Annotated in this window: 25 protein-coding genes; 12 read left to right on the top strand and 13 right to left on the bottom strand. The window is 53.6% G+C overall.

Annotated features, from left to right (window positions below):
• Position 1 precedes the first annotated feature (1 nt).
• Entirely contained in the window at positions 2 to 490 is a 489-nt protein-coding gene (locus KGP26_RS07260; RefSeq protein WP_223665218.1) for a YbaK/prolyl-tRNA synthetase associated domain-containing protein, read from the bottom strand.
• Between the two features lie 160 nt (positions 491 to 650).
• Between KGP26_RS07260 and KGP26_RS07265 the strand changes: the two genes are divergently transcribed.
• Positions 651 to 1,595, top strand: coding sequence for a DMT family transporter (locus KGP26_RS07265; RefSeq protein WP_021805361.1), 945 nt, complete (start codon positions 651 to 653; stop codon positions 1,593 to 1,595).
• A gap of 62 nt (positions 1,596 to 1,657) precedes the next feature.
• On the opposite strand, the gene hcaR is transcribed toward KGP26_RS07265, so the two are convergent.
• Positions 1,658 to 2,539, bottom strand: a complete 882-nt coding sequence (hcaR, locus tag KGP26_RS07270; protein WP_223537945.1) for a DNA-binding transcriptional regulator HcaR — start codon at positions 2,537 to 2,539, stop codon at positions 1,658 to 1,660.
• Positions 2,540 to 2,675: 136 nt separating this feature from the next.
• Between hcaR and hcaE the strand changes: the two genes are divergently transcribed.
• From hcaE to mhpE, 10 genes are all read left to right on the top strand, one after another.
• On the top strand, positions 2,676 to 4,037 hold the full coding sequence (gene hcaE, locus KGP26_RS07275) for a 3-phenylpropionate/cinnamic acid dioxygenase subunit alpha (protein WP_121606159.1): 1,362 nt from the start codon (positions 2,676 to 2,678) through the stop codon (positions 4,035 to 4,037).
• Entirely contained in the window at positions 4,034 to 4,555 is a 522-nt protein-coding gene (hcaF, locus tag KGP26_RS07280) for a 3-phenylpropionate/cinnamic acid dioxygenase subunit beta (protein ID WP_223665219.1), read from the top strand. The genes hcaE and hcaF overlap by 4 nt, the downstream gene beginning before the upstream one ends.
• Entirely contained in the window at positions 4,555 to 4,872 is a 318-nt protein-coding gene (gene hcaC / locus KGP26_RS07285) for a 3-phenylpropionate/cinnamic acid dioxygenase ferredoxin subunit (RefSeq protein WP_209528581.1), read from the top strand. Before hcaF ends, hcaC begins: the two co-directional genes overlap by 1 nt.
• Positions 4,872 to 5,684 carry a 3-phenylpropionate-dihydrodiol/cinnamic acid-dihydrodiol dehydrogenase gene (gene hcaB / locus KGP26_RS07290; RefSeq protein WP_209528583.1) on the top strand — a complete coding sequence of 271 codons (813 nt, stop codon included), beginning with the start codon at positions 4,872 to 4,874 and terminating at the stop codon, positions 5,682 to 5,684. Before hcaC ends, hcaB begins: the two co-directional genes overlap by 1 nt.
• Before the next feature lie 8 nt (positions 5,685 to 5,692).
• The gene (gene hcaD, locus KGP26_RS07295) at positions 5,693 to 6,892 is read left to right on the top strand and encodes a 3-phenylpropionate/cinnamic acid dioxygenase ferredoxin--NAD(+) reductase subunit (RefSeq protein WP_223665220.1); all 1,200 of its coding nucleotides are present in this window, start codon (positions 5,693 to 5,695) and stop codon (positions 6,890 to 6,892) included.
• A 172-nt stretch (positions 6,893 to 7,064) separates the two neighbouring features.
• Positions 7,065 to 8,009 (top strand): 3-carboxyethylcatechol 2,3-dioxygenase, encoded by a 945-nt coding sequence (gene mhpB, locus KGP26_RS07300; protein ID WP_223665221.1) that lies wholly within the window; start codon positions 7,065 to 7,067, stop codon positions 8,007 to 8,009.
• A 21-nt stretch (positions 8,010 to 8,030) separates the two neighbouring features.
• Positions 8,031 to 8,900: an alpha/beta fold hydrolase gene (locus tag KGP26_RS07305; protein ID WP_094981128.1), complete on the top strand. Its 870-nt coding sequence runs from the start codon at positions 8,031 to 8,033 to the stop codon at positions 8,898 to 8,900.
• A 14-nt stretch (positions 8,901 to 8,914) separates the two neighbouring features.
• Positions 8,915 to 9,709, top strand: coding sequence for a 2-keto-4-pentenoate hydratase (gene mhpD / locus KGP26_RS07310; protein ID WP_021805352.1), 795 nt, complete (start codon positions 8,915 to 8,917; stop codon positions 9,707 to 9,709).
• Positions 9,709 to 10,659 carry an acetaldehyde dehydrogenase (acetylating) gene (locus KGP26_RS07315; RefSeq protein WP_223665629.1) on the top strand — a complete coding sequence of 317 codons (951 nt, stop codon included), beginning with the start codon at positions 9,709 to 9,711 and terminating at the stop codon, positions 10,657 to 10,659. Before mhpD ends, KGP26_RS07315 begins: the two co-directional genes overlap by 1 nt.
• Entirely contained in the window at positions 10,656 to 11,666 is a 1,011-nt protein-coding gene (gene mhpE / locus KGP26_RS07320) for a 4-hydroxy-2-oxovalerate aldolase (RefSeq protein WP_223499091.1), read from the top strand. The genes KGP26_RS07315 and mhpE overlap by 4 nt, the downstream gene beginning before the upstream one ends.
• An 814-nt stretch (positions 11,667 to 12,480) precedes the next feature.
• Here the strand turns inward: mhpE and dcuC are convergent.
• The 10 genes from dcuC to KGP26_RS07370 form a co-directional block, all read right to left on the bottom strand.
• Positions 12,481 to 13,851 (bottom strand): C4-dicarboxylate transporter DcuC, encoded by a 1,371-nt coding sequence (dcuC, locus tag KGP26_RS07325; protein WP_021805349.1) that lies wholly within the window; start codon positions 13,849 to 13,851, stop codon positions 12,481 to 12,483.
• Between the two features lie 9 nt (positions 13,852 to 13,860).
• A complete protein-coding gene (locus KGP26_RS07330) occupies positions 13,861 to 14,688 on the bottom strand; it encodes an alpha/beta fold hydrolase (protein ID WP_037375148.1) in 828 nt (275 codons plus the stop codon).
• Positions 14,689 to 14,821: 133 nt separating this feature from the next.
• Positions 14,822 to 15,679: a MurR/RpiR family transcriptional regulator gene (locus KGP26_RS07335; protein ID WP_021805347.1), complete on the bottom strand. Its 858-nt coding sequence runs from the start codon at positions 15,677 to 15,679 to the stop codon at positions 14,822 to 14,824.
• Positions 15,680 to 15,839: 160 nt separating this feature from the next.
• Positions 15,840 to 16,745, bottom strand: coding sequence for a hypothetical protein (locus tag KGP26_RS07340; protein WP_094983101.1), 906 nt, complete (start codon positions 16,743 to 16,745; stop codon positions 15,840 to 15,842).
• 22 nt (positions 16,746 to 16,767) lie between these two features.
• Positions 16,768 to 17,814 carry a porin gene (locus KGP26_RS07345; RefSeq protein WP_179252154.1) on the bottom strand — a complete coding sequence of 349 codons (1,047 nt, stop codon included), beginning with the start codon at positions 17,812 to 17,814 and terminating at the stop codon, positions 16,768 to 16,770.
• A 447-nt stretch (positions 17,815 to 18,261) separates the two neighbouring features.
• The gene (locus KGP26_RS07350) at positions 18,262 to 18,468 is read right to left on the bottom strand and encodes a hypothetical protein (protein ID WP_021180021.1); all 207 of its coding nucleotides are present in this window, start codon (positions 18,466 to 18,468) and stop codon (positions 18,262 to 18,264) included.
• 72 nt (positions 18,469 to 18,540) lie between these two features.
• The gene (gene pnuC, locus KGP26_RS07355) at positions 18,541 to 19,284 is read right to left on the bottom strand and encodes a nicotinamide riboside transporter PnuC (RefSeq protein WP_059200125.1); all 744 of its coding nucleotides are present in this window, start codon (positions 19,282 to 19,284) and stop codon (positions 18,541 to 18,543) included.
• On the bottom strand, positions 19,284 to 20,036 hold the full coding sequence (locus KGP26_RS07360) for a nucleoside phosphorylase (RefSeq protein WP_021805343.1): 753 nt from the start codon (positions 20,034 to 20,036) through the stop codon (positions 19,284 to 19,286). The genes pnuC and KGP26_RS07360 overlap by 1 nt, the downstream gene beginning before the upstream one ends.
• Positions 20,037 to 20,080: 44 nt before the next feature.
• Entirely contained in the window at positions 20,081 to 20,782 is a 702-nt protein-coding gene (locus KGP26_RS07365) for a Crp/Fnr family transcriptional regulator (RefSeq protein ID WP_179248223.1), read from the bottom strand.
• A 232-nt stretch (positions 20,783 to 21,014) separates the two neighbouring features.
• Entirely contained in the window at positions 21,015 to 21,683 is a 669-nt protein-coding gene (locus KGP26_RS07370) for a DUF3313 domain-containing protein (RefSeq protein ID WP_021805342.1), read from the bottom strand.
• Between the two features lie 1,106 nt (positions 21,684 to 22,789).
• Here KGP26_RS07370 and KGP26_RS07375 point away from each other — a divergent pair.
• Positions 22,790 to 24,229: a GGDEF domain-containing protein gene (locus KGP26_RS07375; RefSeq protein ID WP_021805341.1), complete on the top strand. Its 1,440-nt coding sequence runs from the start codon at positions 22,790 to 22,792 to the stop codon at positions 24,227 to 24,229.
• 4 nt (positions 24,230 to 24,233) lie between these two features.
• Here KGP26_RS07375 and KGP26_RS07380 read toward each other — a convergent pair whose 3' ends face one another.
• Entirely contained in the window at positions 24,234 to 24,395 is a 162-nt protein-coding gene (locus KGP26_RS07380) for a YnfU family zinc-binding protein (RefSeq protein ID WP_021180016.1), read from the bottom strand.
• Between the last annotated feature and the right edge of the window lie 27 nt (positions 24,396 to 24,422).

Here is a 24,422-nt window from a genome sequence, read left to right on the forward strand (position 1 = left end):
ATCACGCCATGCGGACGAAATTCACCAGTCTAGGCTCAGCAATGCGCTGATAATCCCCAGTGTTGAGGATCAGCGAACGCTCCAGCGTGCCAGCATTAAAGGCCAACTCGTCAAAGCGCTCAAACAGCAGCGGATCGGCCACCAGCAGCAAATCCGGGTGGAAGCTGAACGGCGGGATCGCGCCAAAGACGCAGTCGGTCAGTTGGTCGACTTCCACCGGGCTGGCCAGAGAGGCGCGAGTCCCGCCAACACCCTGTGCCAACGCGCCGAGATCGGCCTGTTGGTCGGCGGGCATGATGGCCAGCACGTGCTGCTTGATGCCGTTGCCCTTGACGTGGCACACCAACGCTTTCGCCCCTTGCCCCAACTGGGTGCCGCGTATCTTGGCGACTTCTTCGGATTTGCCTGCCTTAGGATGCTCAACCACGCGATAGCGGGCTTGGTGTTGGTCAAGAAGGGAAGTTAAACGGCTAAAGGTTGCGGTAGACACGCCATGTTCTCCTGAGTGTTGATTATCCTGCCCTATCATAACGCGTTGTGACGGCGAAGAGATCAGCCAAATTATTGATTAAACAGCGGGCTATTTTTTTGTTTTGACGGATAATACGCAATTATGAAACGGGATTTTAATTTTTTGAAAGGAAAGGGGCGTGAAGACTAACCTGTCGTTGTTTACCCAGCCGAAGTTCGTCTGGCTGTGTGCGGCTTTCTGCTGTTTGCTGTGGGGCAGTGCCTACCCGGCGATTAAAAACGGTTATGACATTTTCCAGATTGCCACGGACGATCTCCCCGGCAAGATCGTTTTTGCCGGTTACCGCTTTGTGATTGCCGGGGCCTTGCTGCTGCTGTTTGCCATCTTGCAGGGTAAACCCATCGGCCGTTTGTCACGGCACCAGTATTCACAGTTGGTGGTGTTAGGGAGCACGCAAACGGCGCTGCAATACGTTTTCTTCTATATCGGTCTGGCCTACACCACTGGGGTAAAAGGATCGATCATGAATGCGACCGGCACCTTCTTTAGCGTGTTGCTGGCGCATTTCATTTATAAAAACGATCGTCTTAGCATGAATAAAATCGTCGGCTGCGTGGTGGGCTTTGCCGGGGTGATGGTGGTGAACTTCAACAGTCAACTGATGGACTTCAGCTTTAGCTGGCTGGGGGACGGTTTTGTGGTGATCGCTGCGTTTATCCTTTCGGCCGCTACGCTGTATGGCAAACGCATTTCGCAGACCGTCGATCCGACCATCATGACCGGTTGGCAACTGGCCATCGGCGGCGTGATGCTGACGGTAGGGGGATATCTGGCGGGGGGACGATTAGAGTTCCACGGTTGGGCATCGGTGGCGATCCTGAGCTACCTTGCGCTGCTGTCCTCGGTCGCTTTCGCGCTCTGGAGCCTGCTGCTGAAATATAACCGCGTGGGCATGATTGCGCCGTTCAACTTCCTGATCCCGGTTTCCGGCGCGGTGCTGTCGGCCATTTTCTTACAGGAAAGCATCATGGAATGGCGTTATGCCGTGGCGCTGGTGCTGGTGTGCTTTGGCATCTGGCGGGTCAACGTGGTGCGTAAGGAAAAGCGCGAAGCTGTCGCCTAGCAATCTCTCAAAGACCCGCCCAAGTAGTGGGTTCTGAGAGTGCAAAAAAGGACTGGATGCGGCTAAACCTCAGGTTGCTCTTCCACCAGATCAATCATTTGTGCCAGCGCCGCGCTGCTGTTCTCTCTGTGCCACGCCATCAATAATTCGATCTGCGGTGCACTGGCCGGTAGCGGGCGGAAGACCACGTTCGATGACTGAAAATGGCTGACATAGCGCGGCACAATGGACAAGCCTAGCCCCATTCCCACCAGATTCATGGTGACCAGAATATTGGTCGCTGCCTGCACGATCTTGGGCTTGCACCGGGCCTCGGCGAGATAGGCTGTCACCATCTGGTACAACGCGCCGGAGTGGGCCGGATCGGTGCTGATAAAATTTTCGCCATCAAGATGATGCGGTTCTAGCTGCGATTCTTTACTCAGTGGGTGATCGATGGGCATCACCACCACCAAGGGCTCACGATAAACCACCCGGTAGTTCAGCTGATTACTGATAATCGGGCGGCGCATAAAACCAACGTCAATTTCTCCTTTCAATAACTTATCTTCTTGCTGAGTGGTAATGATACTCACCAGTTCGATACTGGACGCCGGTAGCCTCAGGCGTAACTGGGGCAGAACGTCGGGCAGGATATTCACTTCCGCACAGGGTACAAAGCCAATGATCAGCCGAACCTGTTGCTCCATGGCCTTACGCGCCAGCTGTTTTGCCTGCTCTGACAATTCAAGAATATTGATCGCCTGATGTAAAAACACCTCTCCGGCGCGGGTTAGCGAAACCTGACGATTATTTCTTATTAATAATGGCGCGCCGACACAACCCTCAAGATCTTTTATCTGGCTGCTCAATGAGGGCTGCGACGTATGTAGCCTCTCGGCGGCCCGGGTGAAATTGAGTTCTTCGGCTACCGCGACAAAATAACGTAAGTGTCTTAGCTCCATGCCTTTTTCTCCCATCATAGAAAAAATGTCTGGTACGGTCGTTTTTTACTATTTCACAAAATAGTAACTGGAAAGCAACATCCTTTGCGTAACCCCTACGAAGGTCAATACATCTCTTGGATGAGGATCAAATAATATGACCACCAACGCAAAATTAGATGTTTATAGCCTGATCGACACCCGGAATGGACAAGTTCTGCCACGGATCTACACCGATCCGGACATTTATCAATTAGAGCTTGAGCGTATATTTGGCCGCTGCTGGCTGTTTCTGGCCCATGAAAGTCAGATCCCCAAACCCGGCGATTTCTTTAACACCTACATGGGTGAAGACGCGGTAGTCGTCATCCGTCAGAAAGATGGCTCCATCAAGGCGTTTCTCAACCAGTGCCGCCACCGTGCGATGCGTGTCAGCTACGCAGATAGCGGCAATACCCGCGCTTTTACCTGCCCTTACCACGGCTGGTCTTATGGCATCGATGGCGAATTGACTGAGGTGCCATTGGAGCCGCGCGCCTATCCACAAGGCTTGTGCAAATCGCATTGGGGGCTGAAGGAAGTGCCTGGTGTCGAAAGCTATAAAGGCCTGATATTTGGCAACTGGGATACCAGTGCTCCGCCACTCAAAGAGTATCTGGGTGATATGGCCTGGTATCTGGATGGTTTGCTGGATCGGCGGGAAGGCGGCACCGAAATTGTCGGTGGCGTGCAGAAGTGGGTAATTAACTGCAACTGGAAGTTCCCGGCCGAGCAGTTCGCCAGCGATCAGTATCATGCCCTGTTCAGCCATGTCTCGGCGGTACAGGTACTGGGCGGCATGCAGGATGGCAGCGATAAAAAACTGGGTAATGACCAGACCGCACGCCCGGTGTGGGAAACCGCCAAAGACGCGGTGCAATTCGGTCAGGATGGCCACGGCTGCGGCTTCTTCTTTACCGAAAAGCCGGACGCCAACGTGTGGGTTGATGGTGAAGTCTCGCGCTACTACCGGGAAAGCTACCCCGAAGCCGAGCAGCGTCTGGGCAAGATCCGTGCTTTGCGCCTGGCCGGGCATAACAATATTTTCCCTACGCTTTCCTGGCTCAATGGCACCGCCACTATGCGTGTCTGGCATCCCCGTGGGCCAGATCAGGTTGAGGTTTGGGCGTTCTGCATTGCCGACAAGGCCGCCTCGCCGGAAACCAAAGCGGCGTTTGAAAATAGCGCCACTCGAGCCTTTGGCCCTGCCGGTTTCCTTGAGCAGGATGATTCGGAAAACTGGGCTGAGATCCAGAAACTGCTCAAAGGCCACCAGGCCCGTCACAATCCATTATGCCTGGAGATGGGGCTGAATCAGGAAAAACGCCGTGAAGACGGTATCCCCGGTATTACCAACTACATCTTTTCTGAAACCGCCGCGCGCGGCATGTACCAACGTTGGGCGGATTTGCTGAGCAGCGATACCTGGCAGGAAGTCCAAGAGAAAACCGCAGCCTACCAGCAGGAGGTGATGAAATGAGCCATCCGATCTCTATGGAACTCCAGCATCAGATTACCCAGTTTCTCTACCGCGAAGCCGCCCTGTTAGATGATTGGGCGTTCCGTGCCTGGCTAGAACTGCTTGACGATGATTTGAGCTACACCATGCGCACTAGGGTTAATGCCCAGACTCGCGATCGGCGCAAAGGCGTTCAACCACCGACCACCTGGATTTTCAACGACACCAAATCACAGCTTGAACGCCGGATCGCCCGCCTGGAAACCGGGATGGCCTGGGCTGAAGAGCCGCCGTCCCGCACTCGGCATATGGTCAACAACTGCATTATCAGCGAAACGGCACAGGCCGATGTGTTCTCCGTGCGAGTGAACTACCTGCTTTACCGGTCGCAAAAAGAGCGTGATGAAACCATCTACGTTGGCACCCGTACCGATCTGCTGCGCCGCCGTTCAACCGAGGAGGGCTGGGGGCTGTGTAGGCGTGAAATCATTCTCGACCAGGCGGTTATCACCTCCCACAACATGAGCATCCTGTTCTGATGAAACGAATCCATGCTTGTGCTGTTGGGGCGTTGCCGGAGGGGGAAGCTCTCCGGCTCGATACTGAGCCGACGATCGCGTTGTTTCACGTGGGCGGTGAATATTACGCGATCAACGATCGTTGCAGCCACGGCAATGCGTCGATGTCTGAGGGCTATATCGAGGATGACGCGACCGTGGAATGCCCACTGCACTCGGCCAGCTTTTGCCTGAAGACCGGTAAAGCGTTATGCATGCCCGCCACCGAACCGCTGCAAACCTATCAGGTCACCGTGTTAGAGGGGGCCGTGTTTATCGATTTACCGGAGGGCGTCTGATGTCCGATCTTAAAGATGACGTAGTGCTGATAACCGGTGGCGGCTCAGGCTTGGGGTTGGCTCTGGTGGCGCGATTTATCGAGGAGGGTGCCAGGGTGGCGACCCTGGAGCGTTCAGCGGAAAAGGTCAGCCGGTTACAGCAGCAGTTTGGCGAGCAGGTTGTGGCTGTACAGGGTGACGTGACTTCCTTTGCCGATAATCAGCGTGCGGTGGAGATGGCGCTGTCCCGCTTTGGGCGTCTGGACTGTTTTATCGGCAATGCCGGTATCTGGGATCATAATGCCTCGTTGCTGGCGACACCGGCGGAGCAGTTGGAGTCCGGCTTTAACGAGCTGTTTGCCGTTAACGTCAAAGGCTATCTGTTGGGCGCCAAAGCCAGTGCTCCGGCATTGATCCACTCCTGCGGCAGTATGATCTTCACGCTTTCCAATGCGGCCTGGTATCCCGGCGGCGGCGGCCCGCTGTATACCGCCAGCAAGCATGCTGACGTAGGGCTGATCCGTCAGTTGGCTTATGAACTGGCCCCCAAGGTTCGGGTCAATGGCGTTGGGCCTTGTGGCATGGCCAGTGACTTGCGTGGTCCACAGGCGCTTGGGCAGCACGACACCTCGATTATGCAATCGCTGACGCCGGAAAAGATTGCCGCCATTTTGCCGTTGCAATTTTCCCCTGCGCCGGAAGATTTTACCGGCCCTTACCTGATGCTGGCCTCGCGCCGTAACAACCGGACGTTGAGCGGCGTGATGATCAATGCCGATGCGGGCCTTGCCATTCGGGGTATTCGCCACGTGGCGGGTGGATTGCAGCTATAGGAGCCAACATGAAACAGATAGTGATTATCGGCGGTGGTCAGGCCGGAGCTATGGCGGCCGCAGCCCTACGCGCACAACGGTTTACCGGTGGCATCACCCTGATCGGCGAAGAAGCGGAAATTCCGTACGAACGCCCCCCTTTGTCGAAAGCCATGTTGCTGTCGCCCACCCCGCAGTTGCAAGACATTCTGCCTGCTTCCTTCTATGAGGAGAATGCCATTGTCCTGCGCCGCAATACGCAGGTTGTCGCGATCGATACCTTACAGCACACGGTGCTACTGGCTGATGGTGAAGAACTGGAGTGGGACCGGTTGCTGTTGGCGACTGGGGCCAAGGCTCGACGGCTCACATCGCTGGATGCGTTGGGTGATAAATCGCATACCTTGCGCACAGCGGCAGATGCCAGGCGGTTACGTGAAGCACTGACTGCCAACCAACGGATCCTGATTGTCGGTGCCGGCACCATTGGCCTCGAGTTGGCAGCCAGTGCGAAGCAGAGTGGCTGTGAGGTGACGGTGATTGAACAGGCGGCGATGGTGATGGGGCGCAATGCTCCACCGCCGGTGCGCGATTATCTGATGGGCCTGCATCAACAGCATCAGGTGCGTCTTTGCCTTAATGCCCAGATTGAGCACGTCGCTCTGGAACAGGGAAACGTAGTGCTGACGTTGCAGGACGGTGAACGGCTGATGGGGGACGCGGTGATTTATGGCATCGGCATTGAAGCCAACGATCGTCTGGCTATCCAGGCAGGGTTAGCGACTGCCAACGGCATCATTGTCGACGACCATTGCCGTACTTCGGTTGCCAATATTTATGCGGCTGGAGATGTCACTTTACGCCGTCAGGGTGAGCAACTTGTCCGCCTGGAGACCTGGGATAACGCCAACCAGCAGGCACTGGTGGCGGCCTGTGCCATGTTGGATCAGCCGTTACCGCCCACGGTGCCGGTGTGGTTCTGGACCGATCAGTTCGACAGCAATATTCAGTTTATCGGGGCCATGCAGAGCGAATATTGGTTGGTGCGCGGCAGCGTTGAGGCGCACAGCGCCATCTGGTTTGGGTTGCAAGAGGGTCGGCTGGTGGGGGCCATCACGCTGAACCAGGGGCGGGAAATGCGCCATCTTCGCAGGCTGATCCAGCAAGGTAGCCAGATAGATGAAAGGCTATTGGTTGATCCACAGGTTGCACTAAAGAGCTTGATTTAGCCCTGTCATGGCTAACCGGTTTCCCCTCCTCACCCCACTCTCTTACGCAGGAGAGGGAGTTGATCTGGTGTCGCGAGCAGGTGAGGGGGGGCTTTCACGCCCGGAACCTGGACCGTCTGGAATAGCCGTTCCGCGCTAAACACGCTAATGATTAAAAACAAGGTGGCTTGATATGAACGCTTATCTTCATTGTCTCTCTCATTCCCCGTTAGTGGGCTACGTTGATCCGGCCCCAGTGGTGCTGGCCGAAGTGGAAAAAACTATTGCCGACGCACGGCAGCGGATCCAGGCATTTGATCCTGAACTGGTGATCCTGTTCGCGCCAGATCATTACAACGGCTTTTTCTACGACATCATGCCGCCGTTCTGCATTGGTATGGCCGCTACGGCGATAGGTGACTTCAGCAGTGCCGCTGGCGAGCTGCCGGTGCCTGCGAAGCTGGCCGAGGCCTGCGCTCAATCGGTGTTGGATGCGGGGGTCGACGTTGCGGTTTCCTACTGCATGCAGGTGGATCATGGTTTTGCCCAGCCGCTGGAGTATTTGCTCGGTGGCCTGGCGAACTGCCCGGTGCTGCCGGTATTTATCAATGGGGTTGCGCCACCCTTGCCTGGCTTCAAGCGAACGCGCCTGCTGGGTGAAGCTATCGGGCGTTTTGCCCGTGGCCTGGATAAACGAGTATTGATCCTGGGCTCTGGTGGGCTTTCGCACCAGCCGCCGGTACCTCAGTTGGCCGAGGCTGACGCTCATATGCGTGACCGCCTGTTGGGCAGTGGCCGCCAATTACCGGCAGACGAGCGCCAATTACGCCAGCACCGCGTTATCTCTGCTGCCCGTGCTTTTGTGCAGGATCAGAGCACCTTACATCCTCTCAACCCGGTCTGGGACAACCAGTTTATGGACATTCTTTCCGGCGGACAGTTGGCGGAACTGGATGGGCTGGGCAATGACGAACTGTCGGCGATCGCTGGCCGCTCAACCCATGAGGTTAAAGCCTGGATGGCCGCCTTTGCTGCACTATCGGCATTTGGTCCTTATCAGACCGAGGGGCGCTATTACCGCGAGCTTCCCGAGTGGATCGCCGGGTTCGGCTCAATCAGCGCCGCACCGCGGAAATAATAACGATAAAGGAGCACCATCATGACATCGCAATCTTTTGACCTTACTGAAGAAAATACCAGCCGCTTCGTGCAAATCCAAGAGGGTGAAGCCAGCCTGCGTATCCATTACAACGACTGTGGCAGCGGTGCACAAACCGTGGTCATGCTGCACGGTTCCGGCCCCGGAGCCAGCGGCTGGGCGAACTTCAGCCGTAATATTCAACCGCTGGTAACGGCGGGTTATCGCGTGATCCTGCTGGATTTCCCTGGCTGGAGCAAGAGCGATTCGATCGTCAGTACCGGTTCCCGTTCGGACCTCAATGCCCGCATTTTGAAAGGGCTGGTGGACGCGCTGGATCTGGAGCAGGTACATCTGCTGGGGAACTCGATGGGCGGCCACAGCGCCGTGGCGTTTACCCTGACCTGGCCTGAGCGCGTTGGCAAACTGGTGTTGATGGGGGGCGGTACCGGTGGTGCTAGCCCGTTTGTGCCGATGCCAACGGAAGGGATCAAGCTGCTGCAGGGGCTCTACCGTGAGCCAAACATCGAGAACCTGCGCAAAATGATGAACATTTTTGTTTACGATCCCAGCGATCTGACTGAAGCGCTGTTCAAAACCCGCCTCGACAATATTCTGGCGCACCGTGACCACCTGGAGAACTTCGTCAAGAGCCTGTCGGTCAATCCGAAGCAGTTCCCGGATTTTAGCCCGCGCCTGGGTGAAATCAAAGCCCAGACGCTGATCGTCTGGGGGCGTAACGATCGTTTTGTGCCGATGGATACCGGGCTGCGCCTGCTGGCAGGCATTGCCGGGTCACAACTGCATGTGTTCAGCAACTGTGGGCATTGGGCGCAATGGGAACATGCCGACAGCTTTAACCGCATGGTCGTGGATTTTCTCAAGCATTAATCAGGGAGCGAATGATGAGTGATGACAATTTGGAGCAATTGGCTGCGGCGCTACGGCAGTCCGAGTTCAGCGGCAAGGTGATTGAGCCCTTGCGCGATCGCCTAGGCCTCGACAACGGCGAGGCGGCCTATGCCATCCAGCAGTTGAACGTACAGCATTGGCAGGCTGCTGGCCGCCGAGTGGTGGGGCGCAAAGTAGGGCTCACCCATCCCAAGGTTCAGCAACAGCTGGGAGTTGACCAGCCGGATTTCGGCACCCTGTTTGCCGACATGTGCTACGGCACCAACCAGGACATTCCATTTTCGCGGGTGATGCAGCCCCGTATCGAAGCGGAGATTGCGTTGGTGCTGGATCGTGATTTACCGCATGCCGATACCACGTTCGATGAGTTATGTAGCGCAGTGGAGTGGGTATTGCCAGCGCTGGAAGTGGTGGGCAGCCGCATCAAGGACTGGTCGATCGCGTTTGTCGATACCGTGGCGGATAACGCTTCCTGTGGCGTGTATGTGCTGGGTGGCCCGGTGCGTCGCATCGATGAGGTGGATCTGCAACATTGCGGCATGAGCATGACGCGCAATCACGAGGTGGTGTCTAGCGGGCGTGGAAGTGAATGTCTTGGGCATCCGATTAATGCTGCCGTCTGGTTGGCACGCAAAATGGCCAGCCTCGGCACGCCGTTACGAGCGGGTGATGTTGTGCTGACTGGAGCACTGGGCCCGATGGTGCCGGTGCAAGCAGGTGACAGTTTTACGGCAACAATTGAAGGCGTCGGCACGGTTTCTGCCCACTTCTATGAGGACAGCCAATGATGAGCAAGAGAAAAGCGGCGATCATCGGTTCCGGTAATATCGGTACCGATTTGATGATTAAAATCCTGCGTAACGCCAAGCATCTGGAGATGGGGGCGATGGTGGGGATCGCTCCTGAATCGGACGGCCTGGCTCGTGCTCGCCGGATGGGGGTTGCAACCTGTCATACCGGCGTTAACGGGCTGATCCTGATGCCTGAGTTCGCCGACATTGATTTTGTCTTTGATGCCACCAGCGCGAGTGCTCATGTTAAAAATGATGCCATCCTGCGGGCGGCCAAACCGGGGATCCGGCTGATCGATCTGACGCCTGCGGCGATTGGCCCTTATTGCGTGCCGGTAGTGAACCTGGAGGAAAATCTGAGCCAGGTCAACGTCAATATGGTGACCTGCGGCGGGCAGGCGACCATTCCGATGGTGGCAGCGGTAGCTAGGGTGGCCAGAGTTCATTACGCCGAAATTATCGCCTCCATTGCCAGTAAGTCTGCCGGGCCGGGCACCCGCGCCAATATCGACGAGTTTACCGAAACCACCAGCAAGGCAATCGAGGTAGTTGGCGGGGCAGAGAGGGGCAAAGCGATTATCGTGTTGAACCCGGCGGAACCGTCCTTAATGATGCGTGATACCGTCTATGTGTTGAGTGAAGCCGTCGATCAAGACAAGGTTGAGGCTTCAATCAATGAAATGGCGGCGGCCGTGCAGGCCTATGTGCCGGGGTATCGGCTGAAGCAGCAAGTGCAGTTTGATGTCATCCCTGCCGATGCACCGCTTAACTTACCGGGGATTGGCCGTTTTTCTGGCCTGAAAACCTCGGTGTTTCTGGAGGTTGAAGGCGCGGCGCACTACTTACCTGCCTATGCAGGCAACCTTGATATCATGACTTCCGCTGCGCTGGCGACCGCCGAGCGAATGGCTCAGGCCATGGCACACGTTGCTGGAGAACGGCTATGAACGAGAAAAAAATCACTATCTCGGATGTGACCCTGCGCGACGGGATGCACGCGATCCGTCACCAATATACGCTGCAAAATGTGCAGGACATTACCAGGGCGCTGGATGCGGCGAAGGTGGATTCGATTGAAGTGGCGCATGGCGATGGTCTGCAGGGCTCCAGCTTCAACTACGGCTTTGGCGCACATACCGATCTGGAATGGATTGCGGCGGCGGCGGACGTGACCACCCACGCTAAAATCGCCACCTTGCTGCTGCCGGGCATTGGCACCATTCACGATTTGAAGGATGCCTATAACGCCGGGGCGCGGGTAGTGCGTGTCGCCACTCACTGTACCGAAGCCGATGTCTCCAAACAGCATATCGCCTATGCCCGTGAGCTGGGCATGGATACCGTGGGTTTCCTGATGATGAGCCATATGACGACGCCGGAAAATCTGGCCAGCCAGGCCAAGCTGATGGAAAGCTACGGGGCAACCTGCATCTACGTGGTGGATTCTGGCGGCGCGATGAATATGAACGATATCCGTGCCCGTTTCCGAGCCTTGAAAGCGGTGTTGCAACCAGAAACGCATACCGGTATCCATGCGCACCATAACCTCAGCCTTGGGGTCGCCAACTCGATGGTGGCGGTGGAAGAAGGGTGCGATCGCGTGGATGCCAGCTTGGCAGGGATGGGGGCAGGAGCCGGTAACGCGCCGCTTGAGGTGTTTATTGCGGCGGCGGATAAACTTGGCTGGCACCATGGCACGGATCTGTATGCCTTGATGGATGCGGCTGACGATCTGGTGCGCCCATTGCAGGATCGGCCCGTTCGTGTCGATCGTGAAACGTTGGCGCTGGGCTACGCCGGAGTTTACTCCAGTTTTCTGCGCCACTGTGAAGTGGCCGCGGTGAAATACGGTATCAACACGGTGGATATTCTGGTCGAGCTGGGTAAACGCCGCATGGTGGGCGGCCAGGAAGATATGATCGTCGACGTGGCGCTAGATCTGCGTTCCCGCTAATCAGAGCGAGGTAAACCAGCAATGGGACTGTACCATCGTTAGCGCTCAGTGAATTACCTGCCCCTTTTTTGCAGGGGCAGGGTTATGTTGAATTACACCATTGGGCGGATATAGTCCCACAGGCGTTCCCAGTTAATCAGCACCAATACCACGGTGGCGGCAAACAGAATAAACATGATCTTTGAGAACATGATATCAACACTCCTTGTTAATAAATTCGACGTTTTGGTTTGGTGTTTTTGGTTCCCCTCACCCTAACCCTCTCCCAAAGGGCGAGGGGACCGATCGAGTTCGTTGATTGCTTGACGTAATACCTTGCCTTTCTTGTTCTTACACCCAACTTTCCGAAGCTGCGCGGGCTAACCGCAGACTCCAGACAGCTCCCTCCCCCAAAGGGCGAGGGGACCGATCGAGTTCGTTGATTGCCTTGCGTAATACCTTGCCTTTCTTGTTCTTACACCCAATTTTCCGAAGCTGCGCGGGCTAACCGCAGACTCCAGACAGCTTCCTCTCCCAAAGGGCGAGGGGACCGATCGAGTTCGTTGATTGCCTTGCGTAATACCTTGCCTTTCTTGTTCTTACATCCAATTTTCCGAAGCTGCGCGGGCTAACCGCAGACTCCAGACAGCTCCCTCTCCCTGTGGGAGAGGGTTGGGGTGAGGGGTAATTTCAGGCAGTGTACAGAGGGAAAACCAGGCGATATAGAGGCGGTGAAACATTTCAGAAAAGACCAGGTTTATGGTCAGGAAATGGACAGTTGGCGAGGATTTGATGATAGGGCAGAGAGTTCCCTGCCCCGAGTTTTAACAGGGTGTTAATTCAAGATGCCGTTTAGCACCAGCATGGTGATCATCCCGCCTACAGCGGGGATCAGCGTACGGCGGACAATCATAAACGGCGAGCATTCACCGGCCTTGCTGACGGCAATGATCACCCCTGCCACCGGGGAAATCGATCTTCCCATACCGGCCATCAGTTGCATTGGCAGGATCATGCTGACGGCGCTTTCGCCAAACTTGGCGGCAATGCCTGGAGCCAGCCCAGAGAAGGAGAAGAACGCCGCCACGCCGGAGCCGGTCAGCGCCGCGGTCACGCAGACCAGCAGGGCCATCACGATCGTCATATTGCCAAAGCCAAAGCCCGCGGCCTGAACGGTGTGAATAATGAAGTCAACGGCTCCGATGATCTGTAAGCCCTGGGCGAAAACGTCGGCACACACCAGCAGGGAAACGATGCTGGTAAACATGGTGCCCATGCCTTTGAAGAACACCTGGATGCCTTTGCAGGCCGTTTTGAAATCTCTCCGTACCAGCAACTCGCAGAAAAATGCCAACAGGGTGCCGATAATCATCGCTGTCACCACGTCAATCTTGATGCTGCTGATCACCAGCGGGCTGAAGACGATCACCAGTATCACCGGGAACACCGGCAGGAAAGCGTAGAATGCCGGTACCTTGGCTGTATCTTCGCTGGTTGGCTGTTCCACCTGCTGTTGGGTGACGATGTGCCCGTCTTTGGCGTCAAAGTAGCGTGCGGTGAAGAAGATCAGTACCGCTACCGCCAGCATCACGCCGGTAGCGACCGGCAGTTGGTAGTGGGCAAAGTAGACTGCGGTTTCCATACCGGCATGTTTGGCTGCCAGGTTGGCGGTGCCCACCGCCGGGCCGAGATCCATAAACGCCGACATGCCGATCATCGAGGCGGCGGCGGCTTTACTGACACCAAGCCGCACCAACACCGGGAAGAAGGTGACCAACAGCAGCATCGCCAGACCGGCCGCGCTGGAAATCGCCACGTGCAGCAACTGGGATAAGATGTAGCCGATCGCCAGGATCAGGTAAGGAGCCTTGATCATCTGCAAGGGTTTGATGCACAGATTTACCATCGAGTTCGACGCTTTGATGTGATCCATATAGTCGGCAAAACCGCCCGCCGCCATAATGATCAAACCGATGCCCGCCACCTGGGTGGTCAAAGACTCTTTCACGAACGCGAAAATATCCCCGCCAACCCAGCCGATGGATTTGGCCTTGCCGTACAATATCGATTGCTCGGGAAAGAACACCGCCGTGATCAGCAGCAGGCTCAGCCCCGCCAGCAGTAACACGGTTTGCGGCTGGTAGTTTTTGATAATAAACCAGGCCGCCAATACGGTAACGATCATCCCGATGATAAATCCAGTCATCATGTCCCCTTATGAGTGTTTGGCAAAAAACTCATGCAATAGCGTGTTGTAATAATCCGGAGCCTGGAAATAAGGCGCATGGCCCATACCGGGCATCTCGATATGTTGGGTATAAGGCACCAGCGCCAGCAGATCGGCTTTGAGCTGTGGTTGCACCACGGCGTCTTTTTCACCGGTGAGGATCAGCGTTGGCATCTTGAGCTGGGGCAGTAGCGGGCGGTTGTCGGCGAGTTGCAACATGCGAGTGGCACGCCTCAGGCCTTCCAGATTGGTGCCTGCCGCAATGTCTGCCGCATAGTCCAGCACCGCTGTGGGCACATCTGGGAAGGGAAGCAGATCTCGGGCGCGGTTTCTGCCGTAGGCTTCGCGGCCGATTTCGGCGAGCTCTTTCAGCCGTTTTTCCAGCTTTTCCGAACTTGGGGCCGACTCTGGCGCGCCATAGCCGGGATGGGTGCAGGACAACACCAGGTTTTTTACCCGCTCTGGATAGCGTGCGGCGTAGCGGCTGGCAACGGTGCCGCCCATTGAATGCCCGACGAGGGAGACTTTCTCTGCCCCGCAGTATTGCACCCACTCATGCAGCATCTGCACAAAAGCGTCGATCTCGGCCGGAACCAGCGCGGAGTCGGCATATCCCGGTGCATCCCAAGCCATGACGCGGTAGTGGGGAGAAAAGGCGGCATACTGGAATGGCCAGGCTTTTGAGCTGCCCAGAATACCGTGTAAAAAGATCAGGGTTTCGCCCTCACCGCAGGCGCGGAAAGATAAATTCCCCTGTGAGGTACGTAGAATTTGCTGCTCAGGGCAAACAGGGATTGCGCTGTTTTCACTGCTCATGATAAAGCCTCTTTTCATTAAATAAACGCCAGAGATGGATTGCTACATGGCATTCTGGTAAGTCAATGCTTAGCCCTGAAGCAACAGGGCTATAAAGATGGTTGGTGAATATTAATACTGCCTGGTGTTGGTGTTATTTATTGAAAACGTTAAATGCCTCGAATAACGACTCCATGACGTTGAAGTTCTCGTTTAATTCGTTGCTTTTCACTTCGCCCATATAATTGACCAGCGCCTCGATTAATACGAAGCCCGCGCTGCGGCTGCTGAACAGCCCGCTATGCTGGCTCTCCATCAGCAACATCGCCGTGGCGAAGTGGCTGAACGGATTGACGGCATTATCGGTGATAACGATGGTATCGCCACGATGTTGATAAAACCATTTTATCAGCCTTGTCGTCACGCTGGAAAAACGATAATAAGAAATCGCCAGTAGCACATCGCCTTTTCTCGAGTCGATTAGCTTATGCGGTAAATTGGCAATATTGGCATCCAGTAGCACAATGTCTTTTTTGATATAGCGGCCAAGCAGATAAAAATACTCGGCCAAGGCATGTGCCGTTGCGCTGCCAATCACATACAGCCTTTTTTCCGGATCGCAAATCAGCGCGATGGTTTTCTCCAAATGCTGGCGATTGATGTTTTTCAACGTATTGTTGATATTATCGGTGATCTCGCCGCAGTGTTTTTCTATGAATTCGATGCCGTTTTTTCTGTTTTTGCTGTTGTCGAAGCGTTCTATGGGGGAGATGTTTCTGCGCTGCTCTGGCTCGATGGTGGACTCTTTGAAGTCACGAAAGCCGGTGAAGCCGAGCTTCATCATAAATCGCCCCAAGGTTGACTTGGCGATGTTGATCTCATGGCAAACATCGATCACTTTGCTGTAGGGGATGGACTCAAAGTGTTTGTCAAAATAGTCGATGATACGCCGATCCGTTTCGGTCAGATTATCAATGCTGGCAATACGTTGAGTGAATTCCGCTCTGTTCATGTCAGTTTTCCCCTCTACGCCATTTCTTCCTTCATTAATAACAAAACCCAAGGGAGAAAAAAGGGGAATCAAAAATTCCCTTGTCAGAAGTGTGTGTCATCTCTCATTCCCTTCTGACCCGCGCTACCGCTTGCTTTGGCAGTAGCGCGTTCTCCTCAAGTTACGGTTGTACCTTGAACTCGCCATGCTGTTCAAACCAGGCAAATTGCTCTGCGCCATAGGCAGACATCTTCGAGCCGCTATGCCCAACGTCGGGCAAGGTCGTAAAGCGCCAGTTGAAGTCGACCTTATAGCGTTTGGCTTTCTGCTGCGCCGTCAGGAAATAGCTTTGTGCACGGGTTAACCGGCTATCCCCCTGTGCCATGGCTTCATAAGAGCGGCGCAGCAAAGGGTGATACGGATCGTTATCTTTTTCACCGACGGTGATCAGCACGGGTTTGGCAAAGTAGTCGGCCAGCTGTTTTTGCGTCACTTTCACCGGCGCATTGTCCAGGCCATAGGGCCAGGGGTTTTCCACATCTGGCATGGTCCACCATCCGGCTGCCGCACAAATGGCGGCTTTGACATTCGCCTCAGGGACAAAGGTCAGCATCCGGTGAACAAACTGGCAGCCAGCGCTGTTACCAAATAAATAATAGTCTTGTTGTTTGGTGATCCCCTGCTTTTGCATATCGGCAAACAGATCGTCAATGACCGTGAAAGCCCATTCCCCTTTAGGGTTGACCTGGTGGGTTTTGGCATTCTCGATATTCCCCAGGTTATAGCCGTCGTTACCGGGATAATCGGCTTCGGAGAACAGCGGGGCGATGACGATAAGTTTGTTTTTCTTGGCATTTTCTACCCAAGAGTCGCGGTACTCATCGGCATTACGGTTCAGCCCGGTCAGGACAAACACTACTGGGGTGTTGGCATTGGCACCAGGAGGCTGGTAGCTGAAGACCTCCATCTTCTTGCCGGTTTGTGGCACGGTGAAATCGAAACTACCGCTCTCTTTTGGCAGCGCGGCTGCGTGACTGACGCTGGCGCTCAACGCTAACACGGCGAATAAACTGAGAAAATTGTTCATGTTTTCCATCCTTGCGCAGTGATTAAAATTCGTAACGTAACCCAAGTACCCACAGGTTTTCTGCCGAATCGTAGCTTTGCCGATCGTCATAAATGTAGGTGGCAGAAAGATGCACATCTTTTTTCAGGCGATATTCCAGTTCAGAGATCCACTGTTTGCGGTGGGCGTAATCATTTTCAGACTCGATCAACTGCGAGTAACCACCACGTAGCGCGACTTTGCTGGTAAACCAGTATTCGGCCAGCGAGTCGAAGGCATCATAATCTTTATCTGGCTTGCCGGTTTGCTCGTAGGTTTGTCGGCCAACGTTGATACCAAGATAAGCCTTGTCGTAGCTGAGGCGTATGCCAATCCCTTTTTGGGTATAATCGGTGTAGTTGCCGCTTAGGCTGGTATTTTTGGGGTCTTTGGTCATTTTCTGCCAGGCAATCACCGGTTTGATTTTTAGTGGCGTACCCATCACCGGGAATTCAAAAGCGTAGCCGAGGCTGGCCATATAACCATCGTCAACGGTGCTGTCGCTTGCACCGTTACCCATCACGTAGGCGGTGCGAACGTCCAGCCCGGCATAGGTATATTCATATTGTAATGTGCCGTCCTGACGGTTCCATTGATAGGAGGAGTCGATACGCGTGCCGACCCAGTTGGAGTAAACGTTAGCCGTGTAGTTCATGTAACGATCGGTGATGCCCATCCACTGGTACATCGGGTTGCGCGTACGGCCAACCATCAGTTTCCCCAGATCCTTACCGTCAATCCCGATATAGCCATAACGAATATCCCAGTTATCTTCGGCGACCTCGGTATCGTTCTTCTGAGTGTTAACCTGCCATTCCAACTTGCCAAACAGGCCGAATTGCTCATCGAGCTTTTGTTTGGCTTCAAAGCCAAGACGGCCGGTCAGGTTGGTGGCATTAGTGTGTTCATCTGTCCATTCATTGCCGGTTTGTGCCTCGATACGGCCATAAATATCGAGTTGTGTTCCTTTACTGTTATAGACCGTCACTGCCTCGGCGGCGCTGGTGGCTAGCAGGGCAGGAAGGAGTAATGCCAGAGGTATTGTTTTCATTATTATGATCCTGTGTAAGGTAAGTCATTTTTCTTTTTTTTTATTAAGATGAGGCGAACTAAAACGACTCACTAAAAAATAATGAGTTGAGCTGGATGCATTAAACTCTCTAACGATTTGTGCTTGAGATAATTAACTTATTTAACAATAAACAGATAATAGCGAACCAATAAGCAACCTACGCCGCACATGATTTAATGCTGATAAGAAAGTCCAGATTTTATTTTTTAGTTATCGCCCTCTTGGTGATTGATTTTCACACTATAGGAAGAGGGGAACGGTTGTGAATGGGAATCAAAAATTCCCTGGTTAAATATGTGAGTGCTGGCACAAATATATATTACGGATAAAGACATCGGGGGGAGGTAAGCAGTTTTTTGAGGGGAGCAGACAATAAAAACCCCCGCACAACGTGGATTGTGCAGGGGTTTCGGCAAGGCAAGGACGTTACTTCTTCTCTACGGCTGCCTGGATGGCATCTGCCAGAGAGCTGACGTGCTTTTCTGCCGTTTTCAGCTGGTATTCGACACCGTTGCCGTCATTGGTGTCAGACAGCGTTGCCTTCAACAGTTCCAGTGCTGCCTGCACCGCCAGTAATCTGCGTTTTTGCTCTTCCGTTGGAGCGATCCCAGAGCCAAAATAATTCTCTAACATGTTCATTTCCTTTCGCTAGACCTACCGAAATGGCAGACAACACAGGTTACATGGGGGGGATACCCCCCATTTTCAAGGCATTGCCTTGAGTGCTGTCTCTTGTTGCAACGGCTTTGAGCCATGTTGGCGCGCACTGTTGATCCAGGCAAACGACCCCATCAGCGCAATCACCGTCAGTAAAATATACTCCAACGACATGGCATAAACCCCCTGGATGGCGTAAATCACTACGCTGATCACGTCAATCAGCACCCACAGCAGCCAGTTCTCGACGTATTTGCGCGTCATCAGCACCATGGCGGCGATCGACAGCACCAGCATGGTGGAATCCCACAGTGGGAAGGCGTCTGGTTGCAGTTCAGGCATCACCACCGAAAGCCCCATTCCCTGCATAATGCCGATGGCAATGCGCGTCAGCACGGCGAATACCGGATCGATAAACAGCGACATCAGGCCGATGGCCACCACGCAAACCACCAGCAGCGTGAGAGCCTTTTGCCGTGGCAACCAGCGGATTTTCAGCGCGGCTTCATTATTTTCGTTCTGACGGCTCCAGGCATACCAGCCGTACAGGTTGGCGGCGAAGAAAAACACCTGTAACAGCAAGCTGGCATACAGCTGGATCTGGAAGAAGATAGCGGCAAACAGCGTGACGTTAATCAAACCAAACAGGTAGTTGATAATCTTCTCTTTGCTGGCAAACCAGATGCACAGCAGGCCAAACACCGTACCTATGGCTTCGATCCATGACAGCGCATAGCCACCTTCCCCCAGAGGAATGTTGACCATGACGTTATTGATGCTGAAAAAATCCATTATTGCGTCCTCTCAAGATGATCCTGATACAGCGTTTCGAGCGCGAGCACAATTTCGCGTTCCTCGCCACGTTGGCAGGAATGCTCCTGCTGTTGATAGTCGTTGATGCTCTGTTCCAGGCAGCCCTGGTGTTCCACCACCACGTTCAGGATAGAGGCAATGCGCATATTACGCAGTGCGCCAACGACCATCAGCGGGGCGGTTTCCATATCGGCGGCGAGAATACCTTTGGCCGACCAAAAATCGGTGATCTCCTGTTCGCGGTCGGTGTAGAAACTGTCATGGCTACGCACATAGCCACAGTGCGTACTGTATCCCAGTTTTTGTGCCTGTTGGCGCAGCAGATAAACCAGGCCGCAGTCGGCACTGGCCGGGTAGGCTGCGGGGATATAGGCATTGCCGGTGCCTTCATCGCGCACTGCCGCGCTGGCAATCACCAGATCGCCCAGCTTCATTGAACTTTGCATCGCGCCGCAGCTGCCAATACGCACCAGGCAGTCGACGCCGATCTGATGTAGCTCTTCGGCGGCGATGGCGGTAGAAGGGCCACCCATGCCGGTGGAAATCACCAGGACTTCCACACCACGAAACCAACCGCGCAGCGCCCGGTATTCGCGATTTTGGCCAAAATCCTCCACCTGATCCAGAAAGCGGGCAACGTGTTCGACGCGTTGTGGATCGCCCGGTAACAGCGCGTAATGGGCGTGTGTCATCTGCCGGCTAAGCCGGATATGCGGTTGTAGTTGAGTCATGGAACTTACCTGCGTTTTATACTGGTTGGCACTAAGGCCAAAAATTAAAACTCGGCCTGTTGGTGTAACCGGACTGGATCGATTACTGCAATCCGTTCACCGTTGACCGTAATAATTTGCTGCTCGCGCAGTTCAAACAGGATGCGGTTGATACTGCGTGGGGCCACGGCAAACTGTTCGCTGAGCTGTTGTTTATTAATGGTGATTTCTCCTTCATTTTTGGCCCCCTGGTGTTGGTAGCTTTGCCACAGCGCATGGCAGACGCGCTGGTGCAATGAATAGAGAGTGTCTTCGCCCGCTTTTTTCGACAGCTGATAGTACTGGCTGCTGAACGACTGAATGATTTTCTGGTTGAAGTAATTGTCGACCGTCAGCCAGTGGCAAAAATCGCTGCGTGAAAGCGTCAGTAACGTCACTTCACTGGTCGCTTCTACCGAGCAGATATACGGCCGTTGCTCAAAGATCTCGAGCTCACCCAGCATGTCTCCGGCGTGGTAGCGTGCCTGTAAATATTTACGCCCATCGTCGGCGTGAATAAATACGTCCACATTACCCTGCGCTATCAGGTGAAATTCATGACAAATTTCATGTTGTTGACATATCAGCGTACCTGGCCTGACTTGCTGCAACTGCCAACGGCGTAAAATAGCCAACGGGCAATATTTCAGCAGGTCGTAAAGTATGGCATCACCGGTAACCAGCTCGACAACGCTCAACCATTCACTGTTTTTTTTGTCGTTCTGCATAGCGTTAACTATAAAGTTCCTCGGCAGGTAAGGACAGGACGCCGGTCCGACGGCAATGTCAAAAAGGGCGTAAAACTGGAAGCTGGCTCTGATATTAGAATATTGCTCGGGACATTTGTCCCAGCTTGTTTATCGATAACGGGGGAATGTGATGGTGCTCACATATTAAATGGGAAAGAGGGAGCTGGGGAAAAGAGGGGGAAAACTATTTCCCCCTCTTTTGCAGCACTAATTATAGTTTCGGAAAGTTCACAATATCCGTCACCATATCATCAATGGCTTTCTTCACGTCGGCCAAGGTGATTGGGGCATTTTCATTATTGACCGTTTTACCCAAGCCTTTACGTACTACGGCCAGGACCGTTTTACCGGTATCTTGATCGATCAGTTTGATCTCCATGAATAACGCGGTGTCTTGCGTTCTGTGTCCGCTGGCGGCCATGGTGGTGGCAATGACGGCTCCAATAGGAACAACTTCATAGAATTGCACCCCTTCGTTTTCAGCCGTTACCGCAGTAATGGCGACTTTAGCGACCAGGACGCGTGAGCCTGATGGGGTAGGCAACAATGTTGTACGTTGTGCAACGGCGTTTCTTAGTGAGGTGCTGGCGTATTCTCTGATCTGATCCAGCGTTTGCTGACTCACCCGAGCAGTGGGTTTTGCCGGTGGGTAGAAGACCAACGGGGTAATATAGATGCCACGATAGTCAGACTCTTTAAAACCGGGAGCTACCCAGCGCAATACCTGATGCCCGCTGGCGGTTTCTGTTTTTTGCAGCTTGCTATAGTCCTGCAGGAATCCGGAATACTGCGTAGTTTCTGCAACCTTGGAGGTACATCCCGCCAGCAACATACCCGCAGCCAAAGCGGCCGCGGCAACGCCAAAACGATTTTTTTTCATATACTTCTCATCATGAAGTAGGGGGGGGGTGTGCCTAAAAAATATAGCACTAACTTGCAAAATAGGACATGGGAGAGCTCTTACAGAAAAATAGCGTTGTTACAGATTGGTTTTTATTACGGCAGAGATAGCTCATTAATAAACCTTGACGCAATGGCGTTTCCAAGGGGTTTGTAATGCAAGGTCTGCAATTTACCCGTTAAGCGGCGATTGGTATGCTGCACACACCATAAAAAACCATGTTGCCATTGGTTACAATTAATGTTCTGTCAGAGTAAAACTACTGGTTTGTCAGTGCCTTCTATCAGGCGTTACATCTGGCACATCATCCTTACCCAAGCATGACATTTCTATACACTCGCGCTGGTAAGGTTATTCCAGCCCGATGATGTTGTGTTAGTCCTGTAGTGTATTACCATCCCTTTGATTTTATCCCGCCTTGTGCGGGATTTTTTTTGCGCGTCCAGTGTGCTCAAGGTATTACCCCGGCTGGCAGCGGTTAGATAGCGAGGTGACTTGCTGTTCAAGAGAGGGGGGGAGCTTAGAGTGATCCACTTTTTCTGCACAATTGAGGGTTATGATAAGCCAGTTATTAGCCCGTTTGGGCTAACACTGCATTTCGTTACTTTATGCCCGGTTCCTAGCCGGGCTTTTTTCCCCCTAGGGTCTGCTTAAGCTTGCTGTTTTACCATCACTACCCGTACTGGCCTGTGGGCCTGCGCCGTAACTGTCAATTTAGTTGTCGATCTCCAGCCAGCCCGCAGCGCTTTACGGGCTTTTCTCATTGCGCTTCTGCTGGCGTTGCAGGAAAATAACCCATAAGTAAGAAGAGTCTTAACCTTATACCCTTATAATTTCTCATAGTTTGTTATTTCAATAGCGTTAACAATTTAGACTATGCTGTTAACAACCGCTTTCGTTAAAGGGATGAGTCTGGCGAACAGGATTTTAAATTTTCAGCGGCGAATTAAGCTAATAAGACAAGATAAGGTTTTTGATTGATTTAATTGACCATTTTAATGGGCGTTGTGGTTCGTTGTGACTTTTTTGGGGAAAGAAAGCATGCTTATAGTCAGTGTTGTTATTATTGCCTCGCAGGTTATTTCATGAGCGCAGAAAGACAGCGTTTGCCAGCGACGGTTCTGCTGGTCAATGTATTTTTATTGGCTTACCTGCTTTCCTTGTTTGGTATTTTCACCCGTCCGTTAGGGTCACTCTCCCTGTTTTGGCCGGTGAATGCTATTTTGCTTGGCTTGATGCTGCGTAAGCCTGGCTATGCGACGATGTTGGGGTGGATAGGTACCTATCTTGGCATGATCGCTGCCGATCTCAGCACCGGTGAAAACTGGCCATTGGCACTTTGGCTAAATGCCTGCAATATGGCGCTGATTGCCACCGGCTATGCCGTGATGTCGATGCTGCCCAAGTCTCAACGGCGTATGGGCAAGCCCCAGGCAATTTTGTATATGTTTACTGCCTGTCTGCTTGGGGCCGCGCTGTCGGCAACGCTGTCGGTGTTACGCACTGACAGTCAATACAACAATACGCTGATCATTGCCTGGATGTCCTGGTTTAGCGAACAGTTCTCGACCAACCTGTTAATCCTGCCGGTCGTGCTTGCCGCCCCACGCTTAAAACAATTGCTGAGCCTGCAATTTGGCTGGCAATTGCGCTCCAGCCTGCCTTTGCTGGCGTTGTTGCTTTCATTGGCGCTTAGCGTGTATATCGGTGGACCGGGCGCCATAGCCTTCCCCATCCCTGCACTGTTATGGTGCGCCGTGCGTTATCATTTATTTACCGTCACCTTGCTGACGTTTCTTACCGGCGTGACGGAGATTGTCAGCATTTCTGCCAATCTGATGCTGTATGAAACGCCGGGAGCGCGAGGGGCGGTGATGGACAGCCTGATGTCAGCCCGTTTGGGCATCGCCATGCTGGTGATGGGGCCGCTGATTTTGTCCAGCTCGATTGCCGTTAGCCGTAAACTGCTGCGCCGGCTGGAACACAGTGCGAATCACGACTTCCTTACCGGGACTCTGGCGCGTAGTGCTTTAACGCGCAAAGGCAAGGAAATGCTGGAACAGAAGCAGCGTACGAAAGAGGCGGTGTCGTTGCTGTTAATCGATATCGATCACTTCAAACTGATCAATGATACCCATGGTCATGCCATCGGTGACCACGTTCTGGCGGCATTCGCTCATATTTTGCGGCGTGAACTGCGCCACGACCAGTTATTTGGCCGTCTGGGGGGCGAAGAGTTTGCCATTATGCTGCCGCGGGCGCTGGGGACGCAGGCCGTGGCCTTAGGGGAACATTTGCGTCGGCGGATAGAAAGCGCCGAACTGAACCCCAACGGCAAGGCGCCATTGCGGATCACGATTAGTGTGGGTGTGGCGAGTTTGGCAATGAATGAGGATAAATCACTGGAACAGCTGATGAATATGGCCGACATTGCGCTTTATCGTGCCAAGTCCCAGGGCCGTAACTGCGTCGAATCGTTTAACATGGTCAGCGGCAACAGCCTCAACCATGTCATATTCAAATAGCGTTTCAGCCCTGCTTTGGTGCGAATTGCGTGCCGCAGTTAGGGCAAATCAAGGTGCTGAGTTTACGCAGTTTTGAACATTGCTGTTCGGTAACATAAGCACACTTTGGGCAGGCAATTTGAGTGGTGCGGTTATTGTAACCTTTAACGCTGGTGGATTCAGACATATCGCGTACCTGTGTCAGGTGAAAACC

Source organism: Serratia sp. JSRIV002, from assembly GCF_019968725.1.
GTDB classification, from domain to species: Bacteria; Pseudomonadota; Gammaproteobacteria; order Enterobacterales; family Enterobacteriaceae; genus Chania; species Chania fonticola_B.